22 protein-coding genes are annotated in these 23,447 nt (G+C 66.0%); 8 read left to right on the top strand and 14 right to left on the bottom strand.

Annotated features, from left to right (window positions below; translation table 11 throughout):
• Positions 1-65: 65 nt before the first annotated feature.
• Positions 66-956 carry a LysR family transcriptional regulator gene (locus tag AB4061_RS13845; RefSeq protein WP_441634602.1) on the bottom strand — a complete coding sequence of 297 codons (891 nt, stop codon included), beginning with the start codon at positions 954-956 and terminating at the stop codon, positions 66-68.
• Positions 957-1,056: 100 nt separating this feature from the next.
• Between AB4061_RS13845 and AB4061_RS13840 the strand changes: the two genes are divergently transcribed.
• Complete coding sequence (locus AB4061_RS13840; RefSeq protein ID WP_441634600.1) at positions 1,057-3,033, top strand: alkyl/aryl-sulfatase; 1,977 nt, start codon at positions 1,057-1,059, stop codon at positions 3,031-3,033.
• Between the two features lie 43 nt (positions 3,034-3,076).
• Here the strand turns inward: AB4061_RS13840 and AB4061_RS13835 are convergent, their stop codons facing one another.
• Positions 3,077-4,006, bottom strand: coding sequence for a LysR family transcriptional regulator (locus AB4061_RS13835; protein WP_441634598.1), 930 nt, complete (start codon positions 4,004-4,006; stop codon positions 3,077-3,079).
• Positions 4,007-4,146: 140 nt separating this feature from the next.
• On the opposite strand from AB4061_RS13835, the gene AB4061_RS13830 reads away from it, so the two are divergent.
• The 3 genes from AB4061_RS13830 to AB4061_RS13820 all read left to right on the top strand — a co-directional run bounded on the left by AB4061_RS13830 (position 4,147) and on the right by AB4061_RS13820 (position 6,484).
• Positions 4,147-4,815: an HAD family hydrolase gene (locus AB4061_RS13830; protein WP_441634596.1), complete on the top strand. Its 669-nt coding sequence runs from the start codon at positions 4,147-4,149 to the stop codon at positions 4,813-4,815.
• Between the two features lie 120 nt (positions 4,816-4,935).
• On the top strand, positions 4,936-6,081 hold the full coding sequence (locus tag AB4061_RS13825; protein ID WP_441634594.1) for a DSD1 family PLP-dependent enzyme: 1,146 nt from the start codon (positions 4,936-4,938) through the stop codon (positions 6,079-6,081).
• On the top strand, positions 6,071-6,484 hold the full coding sequence (locus tag AB4061_RS13820) for a RidA family protein (protein WP_441634592.1): 414 nt from the start codon (positions 6,071-6,073) through the stop codon (positions 6,482-6,484). Before AB4061_RS13825 ends, AB4061_RS13820 begins: the two co-directional genes overlap by 11 nt.
• Before the next feature lie 24 nt (positions 6,485-6,508).
• On the opposite strand, the gene AB4061_RS13815 is transcribed toward AB4061_RS13820, so the two are convergent.
• The 4 genes from AB4061_RS13815 to AB4061_RS13800 all read right to left on the bottom strand — a co-directional run bounded on the left by AB4061_RS13815 (position 6,509) and on the right by AB4061_RS13800 (position 8,661).
• Entirely contained in the window at positions 6,509-7,594 is a 1,086-nt protein-coding gene (locus AB4061_RS13815) for an SRPBCC domain-containing protein (RefSeq protein WP_441634590.1), read from the bottom strand.
• Complete coding sequence (locus tag AB4061_RS13810; RefSeq protein WP_441634588.1) at positions 7,591-7,974, bottom strand: ArsR/SmtB family transcription factor; 384 nt, start codon at positions 7,972-7,974, stop codon at positions 7,591-7,593. Before AB4061_RS13810 ends, AB4061_RS13815 begins: the two co-directional genes overlap by 4 nt.
• Before the next feature lie 75 nt (positions 7,975-8,049).
• Positions 8,050-8,379: a hypothetical protein gene (locus tag AB4061_RS13805; RefSeq protein ID WP_441634586.1), complete on the bottom strand. Its 330-nt coding sequence runs from the start codon at positions 8,377-8,379 to the stop codon at positions 8,050-8,052.
• 78 nt (positions 8,380-8,457) lie between these two features.
• A complete protein-coding gene (locus AB4061_RS13800) occupies positions 8,458-8,661 on the bottom strand; it encodes a ribbon-helix-helix protein, CopG family (RefSeq protein WP_441634584.1) in 204 nt (67 codons plus the stop codon).
• A gap of 302 nt (positions 8,662-8,963) precedes the next feature.
• On the opposite strand from AB4061_RS13800, the gene AB4061_RS13795 reads away from it, so the two are divergent.
• Together AB4061_RS13795 and AB4061_RS13790 are read left to right on the top strand one after the other, a co-directional pair.
• On the top strand, positions 8,964-9,779 hold the full coding sequence (locus AB4061_RS13795) for a fused MFS/spermidine synthase (RefSeq protein ID WP_441634582.1): 816 nt from the start codon (positions 8,964-8,966) through the stop codon (positions 9,777-9,779).
• 124 nt (positions 9,780-9,903) lie between these two features.
• Positions 9,904-10,251 (top strand): YkgJ family cysteine cluster protein, encoded by a 348-nt coding sequence (locus tag AB4061_RS13790; protein WP_441634580.1) that lies wholly within the window; start codon positions 9,904-9,906, stop codon positions 10,249-10,251.
• A 105-nt stretch (positions 10,252-10,356) separates the two neighbouring features.
• Here the strand turns inward: AB4061_RS13790 and AB4061_RS13785 are convergent, their stop codons facing one another.
• The 3 genes from AB4061_RS13785 to hppD form a co-directional block, all read right to left on the bottom strand.
• Positions 10,357-11,559, bottom strand: coding sequence for an amino acid aminotransferase (locus AB4061_RS13785; RefSeq protein ID WP_441634578.1), 1,203 nt, complete (start codon positions 11,557-11,559; stop codon positions 10,357-10,359).
• Between the two features lie 65 nt (positions 11,560-11,624).
• Positions 11,625-13,022 (bottom strand): amino acid permease, encoded by a 1,398-nt coding sequence (locus tag AB4061_RS13780; protein ID WP_441634576.1) that lies wholly within the window; start codon positions 13,020-13,022, stop codon positions 11,625-11,627.
• Positions 13,023-13,180: 158 nt separating this feature from the next.
• Positions 13,181-14,254 carry a 4-hydroxyphenylpyruvate dioxygenase gene (hppD, locus tag AB4061_RS13775; RefSeq protein WP_174426710.1) on the bottom strand — a complete coding sequence of 358 codons (1,074 nt, stop codon included), beginning with the start codon at positions 14,252-14,254 and terminating at the stop codon, positions 13,181-13,183.
• Positions 14,255-14,462: 208 nt separating this feature from the next.
• Between hppD and AB4061_RS13770 the strand changes: the two genes are divergently transcribed.
• On the top strand, positions 14,463-14,963 hold the full coding sequence (locus tag AB4061_RS13770; protein WP_441634574.1) for an Lrp/AsnC family transcriptional regulator: 501 nt from the start codon (positions 14,463-14,465) through the stop codon (positions 14,961-14,963).
• 60 nt (positions 14,964-15,023) lie between these two features.
• Here the strand turns inward: AB4061_RS13770 and AB4061_RS13765 are convergent, their stop codons facing one another.
• Positions 15,024-16,442, bottom strand: coding sequence for an aminotransferase-like domain-containing protein (locus AB4061_RS13765; RefSeq protein ID WP_441634572.1), 1,419 nt, complete (start codon positions 16,440-16,442; stop codon positions 15,024-15,026).
• Between the two features lie 132 nt (positions 16,443-16,574).
• Here AB4061_RS13765 and AB4061_RS13760 point away from each other — a divergent pair, with 132 nt between their 5' ends.
• Positions 16,575-17,141, top strand: coding sequence for a DJ-1/PfpI family protein (locus AB4061_RS13760; protein ID WP_441634570.1), 567 nt, complete (start codon positions 16,575-16,577; stop codon positions 17,139-17,141).
• Positions 17,142-17,171: 30 nt separating this feature from the next.
• Here AB4061_RS13760 and AB4061_RS13755 read toward each other — a convergent pair whose 3' ends face one another.
• The 4 genes from AB4061_RS13755 to AB4061_RS13740 all read right to left on the bottom strand — a co-directional run bounded on the left by AB4061_RS13755 (position 17,172) and on the right by AB4061_RS13740 (position 23,364).
• Positions 17,172-18,401 (bottom strand): MFS transporter, encoded by a 1,230-nt coding sequence (locus AB4061_RS13755; RefSeq protein ID WP_441634779.1) that lies wholly within the window; start codon positions 18,399-18,401, stop codon positions 17,172-17,174.
• Between the two features lie 177 nt (positions 18,402-18,578).
• Complete coding sequence (locus AB4061_RS13750; protein ID WP_441634568.1) at positions 18,579-18,908, bottom strand: hypothetical protein; 330 nt, start codon at positions 18,906-18,908, stop codon at positions 18,579-18,581.
• 171 nt (positions 18,909-19,079) lie between these two features.
• The gene (locus AB4061_RS13745) at positions 19,080-19,988 is read right to left on the bottom strand and encodes a 3-keto-5-aminohexanoate cleavage protein (RefSeq protein WP_441634566.1); all 909 of its coding nucleotides are present in this window, start codon (positions 19,986-19,988) and stop codon (positions 19,080-19,082) included.
• Complete coding sequence (locus AB4061_RS13740) at positions 19,903-23,364, bottom strand: indolepyruvate ferredoxin oxidoreductase family protein (RefSeq protein WP_441634564.1); 3,462 nt, start codon at positions 23,362-23,364, stop codon at positions 19,903-19,905. The genes AB4061_RS13745 and AB4061_RS13740 overlap by 86 nt, the downstream gene beginning before the upstream one ends.
• Positions 23,365-23,447: the final 83 nt, after the last annotated feature.

Below are 23,447 nucleotides of genomic sequence, written 5' to 3'. Positions count from 1 at the left end.
AAGGTACATCCGTGCAAACAAAGTTACATTTAGTTGGCTTTTATTAACTGGCGCTGGCGCATGGATCAAGCGGCGGCCAGCACCGCTGCCACTGCCCTTTCCGCCGCCGGCGACAGCGTGCGCTGCGCCAGGTGCACGACGACAAAGTCCATGGCCATGGAGACCGTGCTTGCCAGCGCCAGCGCCACCAGCGCGCCGCTCTCCAGCTCCGCGCTGAGCGCCCGCGCGGGTGCCAGCAGCACCACATCGGATTGGCACGCCAGATGCCTGAGCGCATGAAAATCATTGCTCCGCACCTGAAACGGCAGGCTCTCGCCCGGCCGGCAGCCGAGCAGCCTGCGCAACTGGTCGTGGCCATGATCCGGCAACGGCACGGACACCAGGGTAGCCTCGCGCAATTGCGCCGGCGTGACACGCCCGCCCGCAAGGGGATGACCCGGGCGCGCGAACCAGCCCGATGGCTCGGGCCGCAGGCGCCGGACTTCCAGCTCTGCCGCCGCCGGCATGGTACGGCGCTCGGCAACCAGAAAATCCAGCGTCTCCGCGTGCAGGGCGGCAAGCAGCGCCGGGGCGCTGTTGACCTCGGCCGTCACCCGCAGCTTCGGCCAGTCCCGGTTGAGGGCGCACAGCACCTCGGGCAGCAGGATGGCGGCGGGAAACGGCCCCATCCCCATCTGCACGCTGCCGATCTCATGCTGCTGCACCAGCGTGAGATCGCGCGCCAGGCAGCGCGTCTCGAACAAGATCCGCCGGGCCCGCTCCGCCACCATGCGCCCGGCCGCGGTCAGCGCCACGCCGCGCGGCCCGCGATCGAACAGCGGCATGCCGGCCTCGGCCTCCAGCGCCTGGATGCTGCGGGTCAGCGCGGGCTGGCTCAGGTGCACGCGGCGGGCGGCCCCCGCCAGCGAGCCTTCTTCCGCCACCGCGATCAGGTGTTCCAGCCGTTTCAGGTTCAAGACATGCGCTCCTTGCATCGCTGGGATAAAAAACTTGCAATTGAATTATAGGTGGCGCTGGACTTCAATAGACGTCCTCTTCGTTTCGCCGAGCCTTGCCATGCCCCTTCGCCGTACCCTCCCCGCCATCCTGGCGCTCGTTGCCTTCCAGTGCGCCACCGCCCAGACGGCCAGCGCGCCTGCCTCGCCCGTCACCGCGCAAGCCAATGCGGCGTGGCTGCAGGCACTGCCCTTTGGCGACCGGCAGGATTTCGAGGATGCGCACCGCGGCCTGGTGGCCCGCTTTCCCGAAGACACCATCCGCGGCGCGGACGGCCGCGTGGCATGGGACTTCAACGCCTACGCCTTCGAGCGCGCCGATGCCGCACCGGCCACGGTGAACCCGAGCCTGTGGCGGCTCGCGCAGTTGAACAATGAAGCCGGCCTGTTCAAGGTCACCGACCGCCTCTATCAGGTGCGCGGGGCCGACCTGTCGAACATGAACATCATCGAAGGCGACACCGGCATCATCGTGATGGACCCGCTGATCACCGCCGAGACCGCGCGCGCGGCGCTGGCGCTGTACTATGCGCACCGGCCGCGCAAGCCGGTGGTCGCCGTGATCTACACGCACAGCCACGCCGACCATTTCGGCGGCGCCAAGGGCATCGTCGACGAGGCCGACGTGAAAGCCGGCAAAGTCGCGGTGATCGCCCCGGCGGGCTTCATGGAAGAGGCCATCAGCGAGAACGTGCTGGCGGGCAACGCCATGAGCCGGCGCGCGCAATACATGTACGGCACCACCCTGCCCCGCAGCGCGACGGGACAAGTCGACGCGGGCCTGGGCAAGGCCACCTCGCGCGGCACGATCACGCTGCTGGCGCCCACCGATCTCATCGCCAAGACCATCGACACCCGCCGCGTCGATGGCATCGACATCGAGTTCCAGCTCACGCCCGGCACCGAGGCGCCGGCCGAGATGAACCTTTACTTCCCGCAGCTGCGCACGCTGTGCATCGCGGAGAACGCTGCCCGCACCCAGCACAACATCCTGACCATCCGCGGCGCGCAGGTGCGCGATGCCAAGGCCTGGTCGTTCTATATCGGCCAGGCGCTGGCCCGCTACGGCGAGCGCAGCGACATCCTGATCGCCCAGCACCACTGGCCCACCTGGGGCAAGGCGCGCATCAACGAGTTCCTGTCGGACCAGCGCGACATGTACGCCTACCTGAACGACCAGACGCTGCGCCTGATGAACCATGGCCTCACGCCCACGGACATTGCCGACACGCTGCGCAAGCTGCCTGAGCCGCTGGCCAGCAAATGGTATGCGCGCGACTACTACGGCTCGATCAGCCACAACGTGCGCGCCGTGTACCAGCGCTACCTCGGGTTCTACGATGGCAACCCCGCCCACCTGAACCCGCTGCCGCCGGTGCAGGGCGCGAAGAAGACGATCGAATGGATGGGCGGCGCGGACGCTGTCCTGGCCAAGGCGCGCGAAGCCTACGCCCGCGGCGAATACCGCTGGGTGGCGCAGATCGGCAACGAGCTGGTCTTTGCCGATCCGGCCAACGCCGCGGCCCGCGCGTTACAGGCCGACGCGCTGGAGCAGCTTGGCTACCAGACCGAAAACGCAACCTGGCGCAATGCCTACCTGAGCGGCGCGCAGGAACTGCGCAACGGCATCAAGCGGGGCGCGCCCGGCGGCACGACATCGCCCGACCTGGTGCGCGCGCTGACCGTGCCGCACTTCTTCGACTACCTGGCGGTGCGCCTGAATGCGGACAAGGCCGCCGGCAAGGCCATGACGCTGAACTGGAACTTCACCGACCTGCAAGAGCGCTACGCCATGACGCTGCGCAACAGCGCCCTGACCTACCTGGCCAGCGCGCAATCTGCGCAGGCCACGGCGACCATCACGCTGGACAAGGCCACGCTCGACCGCATCAGCCTGAAGCAACTGACGCTGCCGGACGCGATCCGCGATGGCAGCATCCGCATTGAAGGCAACCCGCAGGCGGTGGCGTCGCTGTTCGGCATGCTGGATACGTTTGACGGATACTTCAGCATTGTGACGCCGCAAGCGGCGCCCTGAGGGGGGACGGGCAGCATGTCGTCGGCAAGGGCTGCAAGGGCTTTTAGCGCGGTGGGGGCGGCCCTGGCTTGCCCAAGGCTGCCTCGAAAAACTGCATCAATGCCTGTACCCGCGCCGTGCGGCCACGCCGCGTGGGCACCAGCAGGGTCACCGGCGCGCTGTCGAACTCCCAGCCGGCCAAGACCCGGACCAGCGTGCCGCGTGCCACCGCATCGGCCGTATCCCACTCTGAGCGCAGCACCAGGCCAAGCCCCTGCTCCGCCCACTGGCGCGCCACGCTGCCATCGTTGGTCGTAAAAGCCGGGACAACGCGCAGCGTTTCGCGGGCCGATGGCCGCCGCGCGGTGCCGGAACCCGCCCGGCGAAAACGCCACAGCGTCACGTCCTCGTCGTTCTCGCGAATGCAGATGCACGCGTGCCCTAGCAGGTCGCGCGGCTCTTGCGGCGTGCCGTGGGCGCGCAGGTAAGCCGGGCTTGCGCACAGCCAGCGTTCGTTGGGGGCGAGCGTGCGGGCAATCCAGGATGAGTCCCGCACGGCGCCGATATGCACTACCGCGTCCGAGTCATGCTTGTCCGGCCAAGGCGCCTCCCGCAGATCCAGCTGCAGGCGCAAGCCGGGATGGCATTGCGCGAAGCGCGCCAGCACCGGCGCCACATGATGCCGGCCATAGCCGAAGGGGGCGGCGACGCGCAGCGTGCCCGTCAGGCGGCTGTCTTCCCGGCGGAACGACTCGGGCAGCGCCTCCAGCTGCGCCAGCAGCGCCGCGCCTTCCTGCGCAAAGCGCTCGCCCTCGGGCGTGAGGCTCAGGCGCCGGGCGGTGCGGGTGGCGAGTGCCAGGCCCAGCGTGGCCTCCAGCTTGCGCAGGCGCATGGACAGCGCTGGTGGCGTCACATTGAGCGCGCGGGCGGCTGCGCTCAGGGACGGGGCCTGCGCCAGCGCCTCGACCAGCCGCAGGTCTTCGATCTGGATCATTCACTTCAGCTTAACGATTGATGTTCCGGTATTTAACCACGGACCACGTACTCCTTCCTACACTGAGGGCCTGTTGTCCTGCCGCTGCGCAGCGCCGCGGCTCGGCTGCTCCGCTACTCCGCCCACGCAAAAAGGAACGTATGGAAATCCTCGACCAATCGCCCGCCCCCGCCTGGCCCCGCGCCGTCCTGTTCGACCTGCTCACCGCGCTGCTGGATTCCTGGACCGTATGGAACGCCGCCGCCGGCTCGCAGGCGCAAGGCCGGGCCTGGCGCGCGGAGTACCTGAAGCGCACCTACGGCTGCGGCGCCTACGTTCCCTACGAGCAACTGGTGCGCGAGGCGGCCGAGCATGTCGGCCTGCCCGCCAGCGCGCCGGCAGCGCTCGAGGCCGGCTGGGACAAGCTCCCCGCGTGGGATGGTGCCCGCGAACTGTTGCGTGCCCTGCGTCCGCATTGCCGCCTGGCGGTGGTCACGAACTGCTCCGAACGGCTGGGGCGCCGCGCCGCGGACTTGCTGGAGATCGACTGGGATGTCGTCGTCACCTCCGAGGAGGCGGGCTTCTACAAGCCGGATCCGCGCCCCTACCAGCTCGCGCTGAAGCAACTGGGCGTGCAGGCAACGGATGCCGCCTTTGTCGCGGGCTCGGGCTACGACATGTTCGGCACCTCGGCCGTCGGGCTGCGCACCTACTGGCACAACCGCGTCGGCCTGGCCCTGCCCGCCGGCGCGCCAGTGCCCGATGCGGAGTTCGCCACGCTGGCGCCCGCGCTGCCGTGGCTGCGGTCCTTTCATGCGGCAACCCGCTAAAGAGCATCCGCGATGCTCTGCAATCCTTACCCGTGCAAGGCGATGGTAGGCGCGGCGACGTGCCCGCGCTGAAGCGCCAAGGGCCAATTCCTGGACTGACTGATCACTCTCAATAACGCGATGAACACTGCCACCCACACACTGGCGAGCCTGGAAACACCGGCAGCGGTGATCGACTTGCCCCGCATGCAACACAACATCGGGCGCATGCAGGCGCGCATGGACGCGCTTGGCGTGCGGTTCCGCCCGCATGCCAAGACCAGCAAATGCTCGGCGGTCGTACAAGCCCAGATCGATGCCGGGGCACGCGGCATCACCGTTTCCACCCTGAAGGAAGCCGCGCATTTCTTTGCCGATGGCATCACGGACATTCTCTACGGCGTCGGCATGGTCTCGACCAAACTGCCCCAGGCCTTGGCGCTGCGCCGCCAGGGCTGCGACCTGAAGATCGTCACCGATAGCGTGGCATCCGCCGAGGCCATCGTCGCGTTCGGCGCCGCGCATGGCGAGTCGTTCGAGGTCTGGATCGAGATCGACACCGATGGCCACCGCTCGGGCATCCGCCCGGACGAAGCCGCGCTGCTCGACGTGGCCCGCGTGCTGCACCAAGGCGGCGCCCGCCTGGGCGGCGTGATGACGCACGCCGGCTCCAGCTACGACCTGGATACGCGCGAGGCCCTGGCGGCGATGGCGGAGCAGGAGCGCGCCGGCTGCGTCATGGCGGCCGAACGGCTGCGCGCGGCCGGGCTGCCATGCGCGGTGGTCAGCGTTGGATCAACGCCCACGGCGCTATCCGCAACGAGCCTGGAAGGCGTCACCGAGGTGCGCGCGGGCGTCTACGTGTTCTTCGACCTCGTGATGCGCAACGTCGGCGTGTGCGCAACGCAAGACCTGGCGCTGAGCGTGCTGACCACCGTGATCGGGCACCAGGCGGACAAGGGCTGGGCCATCGTCGATGCCGGCTGGATGGCCATGAGCCGCGACCGTGGCACGCAAAAGCAGAAGTGCGATTTCGGCTACGGGCAGGTCTGCGGCATCGATGGCACCGTGCTTGCGGGCTACGTGCTCAGTGGCGCCAACCAGGAACATGGCATCGTGTCGCGCGAAGGCGCGCCCGAGCCGGACATCGCGGCGCGCTTGCCCATTGGCACGGTGCTGCGCATCTTGCCCAACCACGCCTGCGCGACTGGCGCGCAGTTCCCCGAATATCAGGCCCTTGCGCAAGACGGCACGCTCGCTACCTGGAGCCGGTTCCATGGATGGTAACCAACCAAGCGCCGCGGTAAAGACGGTCAACCCCGCCGGGCTATCCGCGCCGGGCGGGCACTACAGCCATGCAACCGTGGCCAATGGCTTCGTGTTCGTATCCGGGCAGTTGCCCATCACGCCCGCCGGCGAAAAGCTCGCCGGCGCGCCCTTTGAAGATCAGGCGCGCCAGGTGCTGGCCAATGTGGAAGCGGCGCTGATCGCCGCCGGCAGCGGCATCGGCGGCCTGGCGCAGGTGCGGGTCTATGTGGACGCCATTGAGAACTGGCCGGCATTCAACGCCATCTATGCGTCTTGGGCAGGCAGCGCGCGCCCGGCACGCGCCGTGGTGCCAACCGGCGCGCTGCACTTTGGCCTGAAAGTGGAGGTGGAAGCGGTGGCGATGCTCCTGCCCACCGCATAGCCGCTAAGCGGCTATGCGGTGGCGTCAGCCCATCTGCGGCTGCGTCGCGGCAAAGCTTGGCCGCTCGCGCATCACTGCCTGCGCGCGCCGCACGTTGGGGTACGTCTCCAGCAAGGCGGCCCCTTCGGGAAACATGCCGACGTACGCCAGGATTGGCGCGAGAAACAGGTCCGCCATCGACATCGCCGTACCGACCAGGTAATCGCGATTGCCGTAGGCTTCGTCGAACGCGCCTAGCTGCGTGGCCATCTCCTGCAGCGCGGCATCGATCACCGCGCGGTCAGGCTGGCCGTTTTCGCCTTTAGGGAAGATGTACTGCAATACGTAACGGCGCACCATGGCGTCGTAGGCATGGCAACTGATCAGGCTGACCCATTGCTCGCAGCGTGCATGGCCAATGGCGCCGACTTGTCGCGCAAGCAGGCTCGGGCCCTCGAAGGCTTCCTCGATATAGGCCAGGATGGCGCGGGTCTCATAGAAGGAAAGCGGGCCATCGCTCAACACCGGAATGCGGCCGAACGGGCTATGCGCAAGCACCTCCGGCGAGTGCGGCGGCACGGGCTGCAGCTTGTAGGCCACGCCCTTCTCCTCCAGCGCCATGCGCACCGTGCGGCAATAGCTGCTGCGCGGGTCGCCGATCACGGTGACGGAGCCGGCGCTGCCCTCCGGGTCCAGGAAATCGCTGAGGCGATTGAACACCGATTGCCAGCCGCCCTTGTGCGAATCGCGCTCGCCAGCCTCGGGAAAGCCGCTGTGGCGCATATGCAGGTGGGTGCCGCCATCCTTGGCCGTCAGCGTGACCTCGATCAGCGTCTTGATCTCCTGCGGCATCGGGCCGGCTTCCCAGGTCCAGGTATAGGCGAGGAAATCCGCCCGGTCGATCGCCTGATACTCGCCGCCCACGGTGTGCCTGGCACCATCGCGCCCGCCCATCACGATGCGGTACTTGCCGCCGACCCGCGCATCGGCGCTGGCCTCCAGCACGTGCATGCCGCGCGGGCAATGCCACTCGGACAGTGCGGCCTGGCTGGTGAATGCGTCGAACACCTTCTCGCGCGGGGCGCGGATGAAGCGGTCCATTTCCAGATGGAAGGTAGCAGCTTGGGTCATGATTTTTTTCCTCGGGCTTTGCCTGCGTTGCTGGTGCCTTCGGTGGAGGCCGCCGCATGGGTGCGTTCGACGAACTCGACAAGGCGGTCGAGATTGCCCTCCCAATGGCGCCGGTAAGCGCCCAGCCAGTCATGCGCGTCGCGCAGCGCATCCGCGCGCAGATGGCAGATTCGCCAGCGGGCGCTGACTTCCCGCTCGATCAGCCCGGCGTCCGCCAGCACGCGCAGGTGCTTGGAGATGGCCGGGGCCGACATATCGAACGGCCTCGCCAGCTCGCTCACCGGCGCCTCCCCTTCGGCCAGGCGCGCAAGGATGGCGCGGCGAGTGGGATCAGCCAGTGCGGCAAAGATGGGGGTCAGCGGGTCGGTGGAGGATGGCATGGATTCATTTAACCAATAGGTTAAATGAAAGTCAAGAAAGGAGATGGCGTGCCGGCGGCGTGTTGCCGCACCCGGCTAGCTCACGCCAGCACCGCGTACGACTACGGATCGTGGGGTTGTCCTAAGCCCAACGCGTCGCAATAGCGTCTGAATGGCGGCTGCGGCAACGTCATCCGTTTCGTGCACATCCTTGAGCACCGCCCGAATCCGCAAGGCCAGTGCTTCGGCAAGGCTTGCCGCAGTCACGCGCAACGGACAAGAGTCGCATCGCGCATAAAGCGCAACATCCCTGACCAGCGTATCGCCTCGATAGATGGCCACCAAGACCTTTGGTTGGTAGCCACCGTCGACGAGCGCCTTTGCGCGCGGCGTGACGCGATAAGTCACCGCCTCACGCATGGACATCTTCCGATCGTTGCAAGAGTTTGCTCCGGTCTCGTCACTCAGTGACAGCAGTATTGAAATCCGCGATGCGGACATCGGTCACTCGCCGTCCTTCTTGGCCGGAACCGTGGCGCCAAGCTGGGGCCGGGTTGCATAGGCCACCCCATGCTGCTCCAGATAGTCGCGAATCAACTGACGCACGACCTGTGATGGCGTTTGATCCTGCGCCGCGCACAGGGCTTCAAAGGCTTTCTTCTTCACGGGGTCGATCAACACGGTGAAACGGGCGGTCTTGGATTCCATACGCTTCAGAGTAGTATTGTATGATAATAGTATTATCATTATATACAACTGATCGGCAAGTGCGGCCTGGCGACTGCCTTCGCCAGAAGGCTTTGAAGGCATGCCAGCACCACGCAATGCGATCTTTAAATATCTTTTTTGCCACTCAGGGCCAATCCGACGTCGCTTTTTCGGCCCGAGGCGGAAATCCGATGGCCCGACGCCTGCAAGTTGCTGATGGGCCGCTTTTTTGTTTGAGGCGATGTGATAGAGGCGACAATCGAAATATGCAACCGCCCGCGCTTGCCTGATCGAGCCCGCAGATGGATCCCAGCCGCACATCCTTTGAAGCCTACTTGAAGTTTCTCTCCGAAGCCCCTGACGACGGCACCCCGACTGTGCTGGAAACCCCGCTTGCGCTTTCACTGCATTTCGATGCGCTGGCGACCCAGAGCATCATGTCGCGGCATGACCCCGACAAGCTTGTCCTCGGCTACACACGGACGATGATGGCTTTTCTGCTGCTGCAGCCGGCGCCCACCAGGATCTCGATGATTGGCCTGGGCGGGGGATCATTGCTCAAGTATTGCTATCGGCATCTTCCGCAGGCTAAGGTTGTTGCCATTGAAATCGATCCGGCAGTAATCGCCTTGCGCGATACGTTTCACATTCCGCCCGACGACGAGCGGCTCGAAGTGGTCTGCGCGGATGGCGCCGAGTATGTCAAGAGTCAGGACGCGCGGCCGGAGGTCATCCTGGTGGATGGCTTTCTCGCCCATGGCATGCCGGCGCAACTGGGGAACGCCGCCTTCTACGCAGCATGCCATGCACGGCTTGCCGACGACGGGGTATTGGTGGCCAACTACCTCGATAGCGATGCCGATATCCCGTTCTACATGGAAGAGATCCGTTCGGTGTTCGGCGAGTCATTTTCCATTGCCCTGTCCGAGGACAGTTGCAACTACACGCTGTTCGCGTGGAAGGGGGCACGGGCGCTTCCCTCCCAGGACGAGTTGCTGACGCGGGCTCGCATCCTGGAAACCACGCATCCGCTGAATTTGCGATCGGCCGCGCGTCGCCTGAAACAGGGCAAACGGCTCGCGTCGGATCACACATTCTGGCAAAAGCTCGCGGGCTGAAGGACACGGTCTGAATGGCTACCGCCGCTAGCCGTGAATGTTCCGCACCTGGTGCCTGGGCGTACGGAACCGGCCATCAGGTCGATCATAGGCACGCAGATAGGCCAATGAAGAGGGACGCCAGATGATCAGTCAAAAAATCAGGTTCTTTCGCTCACGGATTCCCGCGTTCGCGTGCACCCCGGGCTGCCACGACTGCTGTGGGCCGGTGATGACCTCGACGCACGAGATGTCGAGGCTTCCGGTCAAAAGCGATGCCGAGCACGAAGCCGCGCTGACAAACCTCAGTTGCCCTCATCTTGGCAGCCAGGGTTGCCAGGTCTATGCCGAGCGCCCGTTGATCTGCCGCTTGTTCGGCACCACGCCCCGGCTGGCCTGCCCGAATGGGAACCGGCCCGAGGAGATGGTCGATCCGGACATAGATCGCCAGATTCAACGCTTCTTCGTTGAAACACGTCACGTGCTGGTTTGAACCGGCTTGCACTGGCTTGCACTGCGCGTTGAAGCAAACAGCGAGTTCACCGTCCCGCGCGGGCGGAAAGACCGGCCGCCGCGCGGGACGTAGCTCAGCCGCCTGTCAGGCCGCGGGCACCAGCACGCTGGCAATTGCTTGTGCCACCTGGGTCACGTTGCGCTCGTTCAGCCCGGCCACGCACATGCGCCCCGAACGCAGCAGGTACACGCCGTGCTCCGTGCGCAGGCGGTCCACCTGGTCAGCCGTCAGGCCGGTGTAGGTGAACATGCCGCGCTGCGTGAGGTAGCGCGACAGCGCCTCGCCGCTCACGTGGGCGGCCAGGCCCTTGTGGATGGCCACGCGCATCTTGGCGATACGCTCGCACTTGCCCGCCAGCTCGCGCTCCCAGATCGTACGCAGCGCCGGCGTGGTCAACACCCGGGCCACCACCCGGGCGCCGTGCGTGGGCGGGTTGCTGTAGTTGGCGCGCACCGCGCCCGTCAGCTGGCCGAGCACCCGGCCGGCTTCTTCGGCGCTGTCGCAAACCACGCTCAGGCCGCCGCARCGYTCGCCGTACAGCGAGAAGTTCTTSGAGAACGAGTTCGCCACCAGGCACGGCACACCCTGGGCCACCAGCTCGCGTACCGCGAAGGCGTCGTCGTCCAGGCCGGCGCCAAAGCCCTGATAGGCCATGTCGACGAAGGGCAGCAGCTCATGCTGCTTGAGCAGCGTGATGAGCTGGCGCCATTGGTCGTGGTTCAGGTCCACGCCGGTGGGGTTGTGGCAGCAGGCGTGCAGCAGCACGATGCTGCGCTTGGGGATCAGGCGCAGCGCGTCCAGCATGGYGTCGAACTTCAGGCCGCCGGTAGCGTCGTCGTAGTACGGATACGTGTTGACGGTAAAGCCCGTGCGCTCGAAGATCACACGATGGTTCTCCCAGCTCGGGTCGCTGATCCAGACCTGGGCGTCGGGGAAATAACGCTTGAGGAAGTCCGCTCCCACGCGCAGCGCGCCGGAGCCGCCCAGCGTCTGCACCGTCGAGATGCGCCCCTCGGCGCGCGCCTGGCACGGCTCGCCGAAGACCAGCGCCTGCACGGCGTCGCGATACGCCGCAAACCCGGCCATCGGCAGGTAGGGGCGCGGGCCCATGTCGGCCATCAGCGCGGCTTCGGCTTGACTCACGGCCTGCATCACCGGCAACCGGCCTTCGTCATCGAAGTAGATGCCGATGCTCAGGTTGACCTTATCGGTCCTGGGATCGAGTTGAAAGCTCTCGTTGAGGGAGAGGATCGGGTCGCCCGGATAGGCATCGATGTGTTCGAACATTGGATACTCTGGCTGGAGTGCTGGGAAGGGTCGGAGCCGGCGGCCAGTGGCCGCCAGGGTCATCATTATGCCGATACGCGCTCGGGCAGCGCCGGTTCGGCGCGCTTCTGCTTTTGCCTGAGGCGGTAGCTCAGGCCTAGTACGGCCAGCCATGCCGGGATCAGGTACACCGAGATGCGCAGGCCGGGCGTGAGGTACATCACGTAGAGGATACCCGCCAGGAAGGCCAGGCACACATAATTTGTCAGCGGATAGCCCAGGCTCTTGAAACGCGTTTCCTGGTCGGCTGCGCGCTTGTCGCGGCGGAACTTGAGGTGAATGATGCTGATCATCGCCCAGTTGATGATCAGTGCCGAGACCACCAGCCCCATCAGCAGCTCAAAGGCCTCGCCCGGCATGAAGTAGTTGATCGCCACGCAAGCCGCGGTGGCCAGCGCGGACACGCCGAGCGCGGCCAGCGGGATCCCGCGCTGGTTGACCTTCAGCAGCGCCTTGGGCGCATTGCCCTGCGTAGCCAGGCCGTACAGCATGCGGCTGTTGCAATACACGCCGCTGTTGTAGACCGACAGCGCGGCGGTCAGCACCACGGCATTCAGCACCGTGGCAACGATCTCGCTGTTCATCGCGTGGAAGATCAGCACGAACGGGCTGCCGCCGGTGACAACCTTCTCCCACGGGTACAGCGAGAGCAACACGCCCAGCGCGCCAACGTAGAAGATCAGGATGCGGTAGATCACCTGGTTGGTGGCTTTGGGAATGGTCTTTTCCGGCTCATCCGCTTCTGCCGCGGTGATGCCCACCAGCTCCAGCCCGCCGAACGAGAACATGATCACCGCCATGGCCATGACCAGGCCGGAGATCCCGTTCGGGAAGAAGCCGCCGTGCTGCCACAGGTTGGACACGCTGGCCTGCGGGCCGGCCGTGCCGGACGCCAGCAGGTAGCCGCCGAACACGATCATGCCGACGATGGCCAGCACCTTGACGATGGAGAACCAGAACTCCATTTCGCCGAAGGACTTGACGCTGGTCAGGTTGATGGCGTTGATCAGGACGAAGAACGCCAGCGCGGAAACCCAGGTGGGGATGTGCGGCCACCAGTACTGGACATAGATGCCCACCGCCGAGAGCTCCGCCATGCTGACCAGGATATACAGCACCCAGTAGTTCCAGCCCGACATGAAGCCCGCGAAGCTGCCGCAGTATTTGTTGGCGAAATGGCTGAAGGAGCCTGCCACGGGTTCGTCGACCACCATTTCGCCGAGCTGGCGCATGATGAAGAAAGCAATGATGCCGGCCACCGCGTAGCCGAGCAGGACCGAGGGCCCCGCCATCTTGATGGTCTGGGCAATGCCCAGGAACAGCCCGGTGCCAATCGCGCCACCTAGCGCAATCAGCTGGATGTGCCGGTTTTTCAAGCCACGCTTAAGCGTCGCGTCTGTCTTGTCGGAAGCGTTGGGAACCATCTTTGTCTCTCTACCCACTCTTTTGGAATGTTGGCCTGCGCCTCTCGCGTGTCGCGGGCGCTTCGGCTTCGGCCAGGCACCGCCGGCGCGCAGTCATGCTGCCGCGCCGGCGGTGTTGATGCGGTCAGTGCCGGGCGTGCCGGCTTGCCTTGTGGGCCTCAGACCTTGAGCGTGCCGCGCTCGATCTGGTCGCGTTCCAGCGATTCGAACAGCGCCTTGAAGTTGCCTTCGCCAAAGCCTTCGTCGCCCTTGCGCTGGATGAACTCGAAGAACACGGGGCCGAGCGAGGCCTTGGAGAAGATCTGCAGCAGCAGGCGGGGCTTGCCGCCTTCCGTGGTGCCGTCGACCAGGATGCCGCGCGCCTTGAGCTGATCCACGGGCTGGCCGTGGCCGGGCAGGCGCGCTTCCAGGCCGTCGTAGTAGTAGTCGTTGGGCGCGGTCATCAGGGGCACGCCGGCCATCTGCAGGCTGTCGATGACTTCGATCAGGTTGTCCGTCAGGAAGGCGATGTGCTGGATGCCTTCGCCATTGAAGGCCATCAGGAATTCCTCGATCTGGCCGCTGCCCTTGGAAGACTCTTCGTTCAGCGGAATGCGGATCTTGCCATCCGGCGCGGTCATGGCCTTCGAGGTCAGGCCGGTGTATTCGCCCTGGATATCGAAGTAGCGGATTTCGCGGAAGTTGAAGAGCTTTTCGTAGAAATTGGCCCAGTAAGCCATGCGGCCACGGTAGACGTTGTGCGTCAGGTGGTCGATCAGGCGCAGGCCGTGGCCCACCGGATGACGATCCACGCCTTCGATGAATTCGAAGTCGATGTCGTAGATGGACTTGCCTTCTTCAAAGCGGTCGATCAGGTACAGCGGCGCGCCGCCGATGCCCTTGATCGCCGGCAGGCGCAGCTCCATCGGGCCGGTGGCGATTTCCACCGGCTGCGCGCCGAGTTCCAGCGCGCGGGCATAGGCCTTGTGCGAATCCTTCACGCGGAACGCCATGCCGCAGGCGCTGGGGCCGTGCTCGGCGGCAAAGTAGGCTGCCGGGCTGTGCGGCTCGCGGTTGACGATGAAATTGATGTCGCCCTGGCGGTACAGCACCACGTCCTTGGAGCGGTGGCGCGCCACCAGCGTGAAGCCCATCTGCTCGAAGATCGGTTCCAGTAGGTTGGGAGTGGGCGAGGCGAATTCCACGAATTCGAAGCCCATCAACTGCATCGGGTTTTCAAACAGATCGGCCATGGTGTGCTCAACGAATAGTTGGGGGACGAGAGAAATAATATTGCGGCTCCTGCGCGCCTGCGCATCGATGCGCAGTGCCAGGCACGTGCGGAACAGGCTCTCATTTACCCGTCCGCACTGCTAATCTGGAGTTCAGTGTATATTCCGGGCCGCAAAATAGGATTTCGTAATCCACGCAGGCAAACCCTATATCATGAGATAAAATTTCATGATTCATGGATGGCAGGAAACGAAAGTGCAGAAAGATGAGCTAGACCGCATCGACCGGCGCCTGCTGGGGGCGTTGCAGGAAAATGGCCGCGCGTCCAACCTGGAACTGGCCGAGGCCATCCGCCTGTCGCCAGCCCAGACGCTGCGCCGCCACCGGCGCCTGGAAGAGCTCGGCATCATCAAGCGCTACGAGGCCCGGCTGGACTCCGCCAGCCTGGGCTTCGGCGTGGTGGCCTTTATCCATGTCACGATGGAACGCGGCCATATCCGGGACTTGTCGAACTTCAAGGGGTTGGTCGCCGAGCTGGCGCAAATCCAGGAGTGCTTCTCCGTGACCGGCGATATCGACTATGTGCTCAAGGTAGTGGCGCGCGATCTGAAGTCGCTGTCGGATTTCCTGCTCGACACCCTGATGCGCATCCCGGGTGTGAGCGGCGTGAAGTCCAGCGTCTGCCTGGACGAGATCAAGTGCACCAGCGCGATGCCGCTGGAGCCTTGAGCCCGGATCCTCTGCCTGCTGGCTTGCCGAGGCCGCGGGGCAGTCACAGCCAGCGCGCGATCACGCTTGCACCGCCGCGAGCGCACCGATGCGGTCGAGCGCGGCGAGCAGCTTTGGCGTGGCCGGCTGGGCGCAATTGATCCGGACATGATGCGCGTACCGGCTGCCGTCCGGGCAGAACATGGCACCCGGACCGATGCTGATGCCCTCGCTCGCCGCCGCCTCGCACAGCGATAGCGCGTTGACATGGGCGGGCAGTTCCACCCACAGCAAGAAGCCATCGTCGGGCGCGCGCAGCTTCGTCCCCGCTGGCCTGGCGGCCGCGATGCGCGATGAGAACGTGCGCACCGAGTCCTTGATCCGCTGGCCGTAGCGGCGCAGATGCCGGTCGTAGTCGCCGCTCGAGAACATGTCGGCCAGCGCCGCCTCGAACAACGGCGATCCGGCCAGGCTCGCCTCGACCCGCGCCTCCAGCACCGCCTCGAAGCGGTGGCCCGGCGCGATCCAGCCGATGCGCCATCCCGGCGCCAACGTCTTCGACACCGACGTGCAATACAGCACATTGCCGGACGCGTCGAACGCCTTGCAGGCCGGCGCCCGCGGCTTGCCGGCCGAGAGATCGCCGTACACGTCATCCTCGATCAGCGGCACCCCGGCATCGTCAAGCAGTTGTACCAGCGTGCGCTTGTCGGCGATGGACATCGTGAAGCCCAGCGGGTTGTTGGCGGTGGGCACCGACACCACGGCGCTGACCCGATGCCGCTGCAGGATCTGCGCCAGCGCCGCCAGGTCCATCCCGGTACGCGGATGGGTGGGCACCTCGATGGCGCGCAGCCCGAGGCTGCGCAGCAGCATCAACGTCCCGAAGTAGCAAGGCGACTCCACCGCGACCACATCGCCCGCTTTGCAGGTCACCTGCAAGGCAAGCCGCATGGCCTGGCTCTGCCCTTGCGTGAGCACCAGTTGATCGGGCGAGATGTGCAGGCCCCAGCGCGCCGCGCGGCGCGCGATCTGGCTGCGCAGGTCGAGGCGCCCCGGTGGCACGCTGTAGGCCAGGCCCGACGCCCCGAGCCTGCGGGTCGCGCCCAGCATGCTGCGCGCCAGCGCCTTGTCCGGCAGCCATGCCGCGCACGGCGACGCGGCCCCCAGCGCAACCAGGCCGGGCGCGCGCACCTGGGCGAATAGCGCATGCACATTGGCGGTCAGCGTCACCGGCCGGGCCGTGGCGCCGGGTTGCGGGGCCAGCGGCTCGGCGGGCATGTCCGCGCAAACGTAGAAGCCTGACCTTGGCCTGGCCACCACAAGGCCGCTCGCCTCCAGCACCCGCAGCGCGTGTTCCGCCGTTGGCGCGCTGACCTGCTCGATCTCGGCCAGCCGGCGCACCGACGGCATCTTGGCGCCGGGTGCCAGGTCGCCACGGCGGATGGCCGCGCGCAGCCGGTTGGCGATCGCCTGGTAGGTCGGGGGGCTGTCCGCCATCTCTCTATCCTCTATCGGCCATCTGTATAGCCATGAAAATTGATTGATTGACTATACAGCCAAGTCGCCGGCGCGGCGAGAATCCCGTCTCCGAAGCGGATATTCCCTTCATTGATCCAATAGGAGAACCCGATGAACATTGCCATGCTGGCTTACGATGGCTTCACCGATGTCGATCTGTTCCTGCCCTGGGACCTGTTCAACCGGGTCCAGGACCCAGCCTATGTGGGCTACGCCAAGCCCTGGTCGGTGCGGATCTGCGCGGACACGCCGCAGGTGACCTCCAACACCGGCATCACCATCACGCCGCATGGCGGCTTGAGCGAGCTTGCCAAGGCCGATGCCGTGTTCATTGTCAGCGGCCCCGGGTCGCGGGCGAAGCTCAACAATCAAGGCTTCATGGGGCAGCTCAAACTGGATCCGGCCAGGCAGGTGATTGGCGCGATCGACTCGGGTGTGCTGTTTCTCGCCCGCCTGGGGCTGCTCGATGGCCTGAGCGCGACCACCTACCCGGGCGTGTTCGAAGAGCTCGAGGCCATGGGCGTGAAGACCGAACACCGTCCGCTTGTGGTGCACGGCCAGATCGCCACGGCGGGTGGATGCCTGGCGACGCAGGACCTGGCGGGCTGGATGGTCTCGCGGCTGCTTGGCCAGGATATTGCCGACAGCATGCTGGAGATGATCGCCAAGGTCGAGTGACGAACCGGGGCCGCGGGGCTCAGCGCCGGCTCAGCGCTTGATCACGGTCGGGCTGGATGGGCTGAAGAAATACGGCGCCACGGCAAGCGCCACTACCACGGCCGCCGTGAGAAAGATCGTCGAATAGGTCTTCTCCACCGGCCAGTGCCGGGCATCGCCCATGCTGGCGATCATGCCGAATCCCCACGACGTCAGYGCCGAGCCCAGGAATACAAAGGTGTTGAGCACGCCAAGCCCGCGCCCGCGCGAAGACGGCGGCACCAGGCCGCGGCCCTGCGCCATGACCAGCGGATGCAGCATGCCGATGGTCGACAGCAAAGCCATCAGGCCCACGCCGGAGACGATGCCGTGCGTGGGCCAGATGCTCAGCAGGATGGCGCCCGACATCGCAAAGCAGGACCATGCCGCGATGGTCGTCTTGAGCGAGCTGCGCCGCACCAGCACGGGCAGGAAGAATGCGGTCAGGAACCCGCTCACGCTCAGCAGCGTCAGCGCGATGCCCCGCGGGCCGGAATTCAAGCCGTACACGCTGGCCAGGTAAGGGCCGCTCCACGCGTTGCGGAACGCCGTGCCTGCCGCCATGGCGACGCACATCGGGATCAGGGTCCACAAGGGGACGATGGCCAGCAGCTTCGCGCTTTGCGAGAGCATGGAGCCCAGCGGCACATCGCGCGCCTCGGCATGGCCATCATCCCGCACGAAGCGCCAGACACCGTAGCAGGCCACCACCATGCACAGCGCCGCGGCGGACATCGCCACGCGCCAGCCGAGCAGATGCATGGCCCATCCGAGCGGCGCCGTGGCGCACAGCGCGCCGACCATGCCGGTGGCATTGGACTGGCTGACGACCCGCGTGTAGTTTTTCTCGGAAAGTTGCTCGGAAGCAAAATGCAGCAGCCCCATGAAGACCGGCGCGCAAGCCAGCCCCAGCCCAGCCTGCGCCAGCATGGCAACGGTACCGTTCGGCGCCAGTGAGAACACCACGGCGGACACCGCGCCAATGGCCAGCAGCAGGGACGTCGGCTTGCCCACGCCATACCGGTCGAACGCGATCCCCACGGGAATCTGCGCAACCGCGAATGCCAGGAAGAAGGAGGAAGACAAGGTGCCGAAGCCCGCCGCCGACAGGCCGAAGTCGTGCTGGAGCTCCGGCGCCATCACCGCCAGGCAGCTGCGATAGAACTGGCTCAGCGCGAACGCGAAGGTCAGCAGGACGATGCCCCGGCGCGCGCGCCGCGCCAGAGTCGCGGCGTCAGCCACAGAGGTGAGCTCGCGATCATGCGCAGCGCTGGCCGGATTGTTCAACTTGGTGTCTCTTTTCGTAGGAGGGCTGCCTTTTACCAGGCTTGTCCCGCGGCTTGCCGGAGCATTCGGGATGCAGGCCCGGTATTCTACGCCCGCTCCCGCTGGCCTGCTCCGGCCGGCCGCTAGCCCGCGCTATGCCCCGGCGGTAAACAGCGCGAACGAGGCAATGATCGCGATCAGAAGGATGGGGAACGCCCAATACTGCATGGGGATCCAGAACAGCGTATGGCGCTTGCGCAGCTCCACGGACTCCTGCGTGTTGGGATCGACCAGGATGCGGCCCGGACGCGAATTGAGGCGCTTGCCGAGATAGAAGACTGCCGCGGCCGACAGGATCAGCGATAGCACGATGGTCGCCATGTTGGAGAGATTCACCAGCGCGCCCAGCAGGGTCATGACAAGCATGACGGCAAGGGGCAAGATGACAACGAGAAAACCTAAGCCTTGCCAGATCAGAAACATTGAAAACTCCCGGGTATGGATATCAAGCGGATATAAAAAAAACGAATACCCCAGATCCGGGGCATTGACGGCGAATTATATCCATGCGCCGGATTAATCACAAACCAGAATCTCGGGCCGCCCCGTTATGCCGGCAACATTCGCCAAGCCCTTAGCGGTGCATGTCCCTCTTCAAAACCCGACGTTGTCGCGCCCCTTCAGCTTCAGCAGATTCCGCGCCTCATCCGGCGTGGCAACCTCAAGCGACAAGGCTTCGATGATGCTGCGCACCCGCAGCACCTGCGCGGCATTGCTGTCGGCGAGCTTTCCCGGGCCATCCCATAGCGAATCCTCAAGGCCAACGCGCACGTGGCCGCCCACCGATGCACTGACCGCCGCCGCCGGCATCTGGTTGCGCCCTGCCCCCAGCACCGACCAGACATAATCCTTGCCGAACAGCCGGTCCGCCGTGCGGCGCATATGCATGAGGTCTTCCACATGCGCGCCGATGCCGCCGCGCAGCCCGAGCACCGACTGAATCAGCAGTGGCGGCGTCAAGAGCGCGCGATCCAGGAAATGGGCGGCCGTGTACAAGTGGCCGATGTCATAGCATTCGATCTCGAAGCGGGTCTGGTTCGCGCTGCAGGACTGCAGGATATAGGCGATGTCCTTGAACGTATTCCTGAAGATGCCGTCGTAGCTGCGCTCCAGGTAGGGGCGCTCCCAATCGTGCTTGAGGTCTTTGAAGCGGTCCAGCAGTTCATAAAGGCCGAAGTTCATCGTGCCCATGTTCAGCGATGCCACTTCGGGGCTCAGCTGCAGCGCGGGCTGCAGGCGCTCCTCGACGCTCATGGTGGGCGCGCCGCCCGTGGTCAGGTTGATCACCACGTCGGACGCTGCCTTGATGGCGGGCACGAACCGGCGAAACAGTGCCGGGTCCTGCGAAGGGCGCCCATCGCCGGCGTCGCGCGCGTGGAGGTGCACGATGGCGCATGCATTGCATGCCGCGGCCCCGTCAGTTTTCCGGGTGCGATCCAGCCGGCGCACCCCGGGCCGAGGCTCGCCTTGCGAATCCGGCCTGCGCCTGGCGCTCGCGGACATGCCCGTAGCCGCGCACACTGGCAGGCCACGAGAGCAGCTCCCGCAGGCGTGCCTCGGGCCATTGCGCTGCCGCGTGCCCGATGTCATCCAGATCCGCTTCGTAGGCATCGCGCACACGGCGATTGAGTTGCGCTTCCGTGCCACGGGCAAAGGGATCGAGCCGGCTGCCGCGCAGGAAGCGCACGCCAGCCAGCAGGCGCATGGCGGGCCGGATCCAGCTGCCAACCGCCGTCTTGCTGATCTTGCCGGTGACTTTGTCGAGCTTGCCAAACGGGCCGCCCGCCAGATGGAACCTGACCTGGAACTCGCCTTCGAACGCCTCGTTCAGGGACTGCAGGAAGGCCGGGCGCGAATACAGGCGCGCCACCTCGAACTCGTCCTTGACCGCCAGCACGCGGAAATACTGCGTCGCTACCTGCCGGACCAGGGCATCGGCATCGCTTCGGCCCGCCAGCCAGCGCCGCACCGATTCGATCCGCTGGCGGTAGCGATCCGCCAGCGCGGCGTTTTGATAATCGACAAGGCGCCGTGCCCGGTCATCGATCAGCTCCGTCAGGGATCCCCCGGCTTTCATCGTCAGCTGAACGACCTGCGCGGGCGCCATCAGGCGGCGCACCGCCGCGTTGTCATGCGCGAGCCAGCGGCCCAGCGCGAACGCCTTCAGGTTGGTGTCGGTCGATACGCCATTGAGCTGTATCGCCTTCTCCATCGCTGCCCGCTGCACGGGGATCGCACCTTGTTGCCAGGCATAGCCCAGCAGCAGCATGTTCGACAGGATCGCGTCGCCCAGCAGATGCTGCGCAAGCGCCGTCACGTCGATGCACTCGGCGCGCCCGCCCAGCGCTTCGTTCAGGCGGTGCTTGAGCCCGGCCTCATCGGCAGCCCAGTCAGGCTGGCTGGTGAAGTCGCTGGTGGGAACCACCTCCGTGTTGACGAAGGCGCGTGCCAGCCCGGGACGCAGCCTGGACAGCGCGTCCGCGCCGGCCGCGACGATCAGGTCGCAGCCCAGCRGCACGTCGGCTTCGCCGGTGCCGATGCGCGCGGCGTGCAGCATGGCCGCGCTGGGGGCAATGCGGATATGAGAGCCCACCGCGCCGTACTTCTGGGACAGGCCGGTGACATCCAGCGAGCTGCCGGCCTTGCCGTCCAGGTGCGCCGCCATGGTCAGTACGCCGCCGATCGTCACCACGCCGGTGCCGCCGATGCCCGCGACGAGGATTGCCACGGGCTCGAATTCGCCTGGGATGATGGCGTCGGGCAATGCGGGAATCTTGAAGCCCGCCGCCGCAGCGCCTAGCGGCCGGCGCGGCTTTGCCCCCTGCAGCGTGACAAAGCTCGGGCAGAAGCCGCGCACGCACGACATGTCCTTGTTGCAGGACGACTGGTTGATCTTGCGCTTGCGGCCCAGCGCCGTCTCGAGCGGCTCGATGGCAAGGCAGCCGGACTGATCGCCGCAATCGCCGCACCCCTCGCACACCTCGGGATCGATATAGGTGCGCACCTGCGGGTCGGGCAGCTTGCCGCGCTTGCGCAAACGGCGTGCCTCGGTGGCGCAGGCCTGGTCATAGATCAGCACCGACAGCCCGGGATACGCGCGCAGCTCGATCTGCACCGTCTCCAGCGCCGCCCGGTCGTACACGGGCACGCCCAGCGTGGCCCGGCGCGGCGCGTCGTAGGCCGTCACGTCGTCGGTGACCACGACCAGCTTCTTGATCCCCTCGGCGCGCAGCTGGGCCACGGCCTTGTCCACGCTAAGCTCGCCATCCACCGGCTGGCCGCCGGTCATGGAGACAAAGCCGTTGAACAACAGCTTGTAGGTCATCCGCAGATTGGCCGCGAGCGCCTGGCGGATGGCCAGGTAGCCGGAATGGAAATAGGTTCCGTCGCCCATGTTGGCAAAGACATGGGGCTCGCTGGTAAACGGCGACTGTCCCATCCACATCATCCCCTCGCCACCCATGTGCGAGACGGTGTGCGTCTTCTTCGGGTCGTTGAGCATGGCGATCGTATGGCAGCCGATGCCCGCCAGCGCCCGGCTGCCGTCGGGCAAGCGGGTCGATGTATTGTGCGGGCAGCCCGCGCAAAAGCTCGGGCGTCGCAGCGGCACGGCTTGTCCTGGCTTGTCCACCGCAACGACATCCGGAGCCACGGCCTCAAGCCCCAGCAAACGCTGGATGGCTTCGGCGATCTGCAGCACGCTCAGCTCATTGCAGATCGGCAGCACCGGCGCGCCTCGGGAGGCCGACCATTCCGGGGCGCCTTCGAACTTGCCGCGCACCACCGGCGGATTGGCCATGCGCGCATCGAAGAGGATGGACTTGAGTTGCGACTCGAGCAGCGGGCGCTTTTCCTCGATCACCAGGATGGTGTCGAGCCCGTGCGCGAAGGCGCGCACGATCTCGTCCTCCAGCGGCCACACCATGCCGATCTTCAGCACCCGCAGCGCCGCGCCGCGCGCATCGCTGGCGTCGATGCCAAGGCGCTGCAACGCCTGCATGGTATCGGCGTAGGACTTGCCGGCGGTGACGATCCCGACCCTCGCGCCCGTGCCAGGCCACGCCAGGCGGTTGAGCCCGGCCGCCCGCGCGAACTGAACCGCCGCCGGCAGCTTGTGCACGTACAGGCGCTCCTCCGCGGCCGGCGCCATTTCGAAGGCGCGGATATGCAAGGGCCCGTTGGCGTCAGGCAACGCGCCCAACGGCTCGTGCTGCCCCACGTCGACTTCGCCGGCGGACTCCACCACGTCGGTCACCAGCTTCATGCCAACCCAGCATCCGGTGCGCCGCGACATCTCGATGCCCCGCAGGCCGAAGTCGATGATGTCCTGCACATTGGCCGGATACAGCACCGGTATGCCCGCAGCGATCAGCGAGAAATCCGACTGGTGGGCGGTAGTCGACGACTTGGCGCTATGGTCGTCTCCCGCCAGCACCAGCACGCCGCCGGATGCGCTGGTGCCGGCCAGGTTGCCGTGCTTGAGCGGGTCGCCGCTGCGATCCACGCCCGGCCCCTTGCCATACCAGATGCCAAACACGCCATCCACCGTGGCACCGGGAAAGGTGCCGACGTACTGCGTGCCCCACACGGCGGTGGCGGCCAGGTCCTCGTTGACGCCGGGCTGGAAGCGCACGTTCGCGGCCTGCAACAACGGCTGGATGCGCCACAGCTCCATGTCCAGCCGGCCCAGCGGCGAGCCACGGTAGCCGGAGATGAAGCCTCCGGTGTTCTTGCCGAAGCGGGCATCGATGCGGCGCTGGTCCAGCGCGATGCGCAGGATCGCCTGGTTGCCGGTGAGGAACACCTTGCCGGCCGGCTGCTCGAACCGGTCGTCCAGGCGGGGCGGCTGCAATGCCGCTGCCTCCGTCCGCGCGTTCATGCCGTACCGCCGCTGCGTGCGGTTGCAGGTGCGGTTGCAGTTGCGGTTGCGGTTGCAGGGGCGGTTGCAAGTGCGGTTGCTAC

This window comes from Cupriavidus sp. YAF13, assembly GCF_052113425.1.
GTDB lineage: Bacteria > Pseudomonadota > Gammaproteobacteria > Burkholderiales > Burkholderiaceae > Cupriavidus.
Note: the sequence above shows the minus strand (reverse complement) of the source record. Positions and strands in the feature narration are given on the sequence as shown.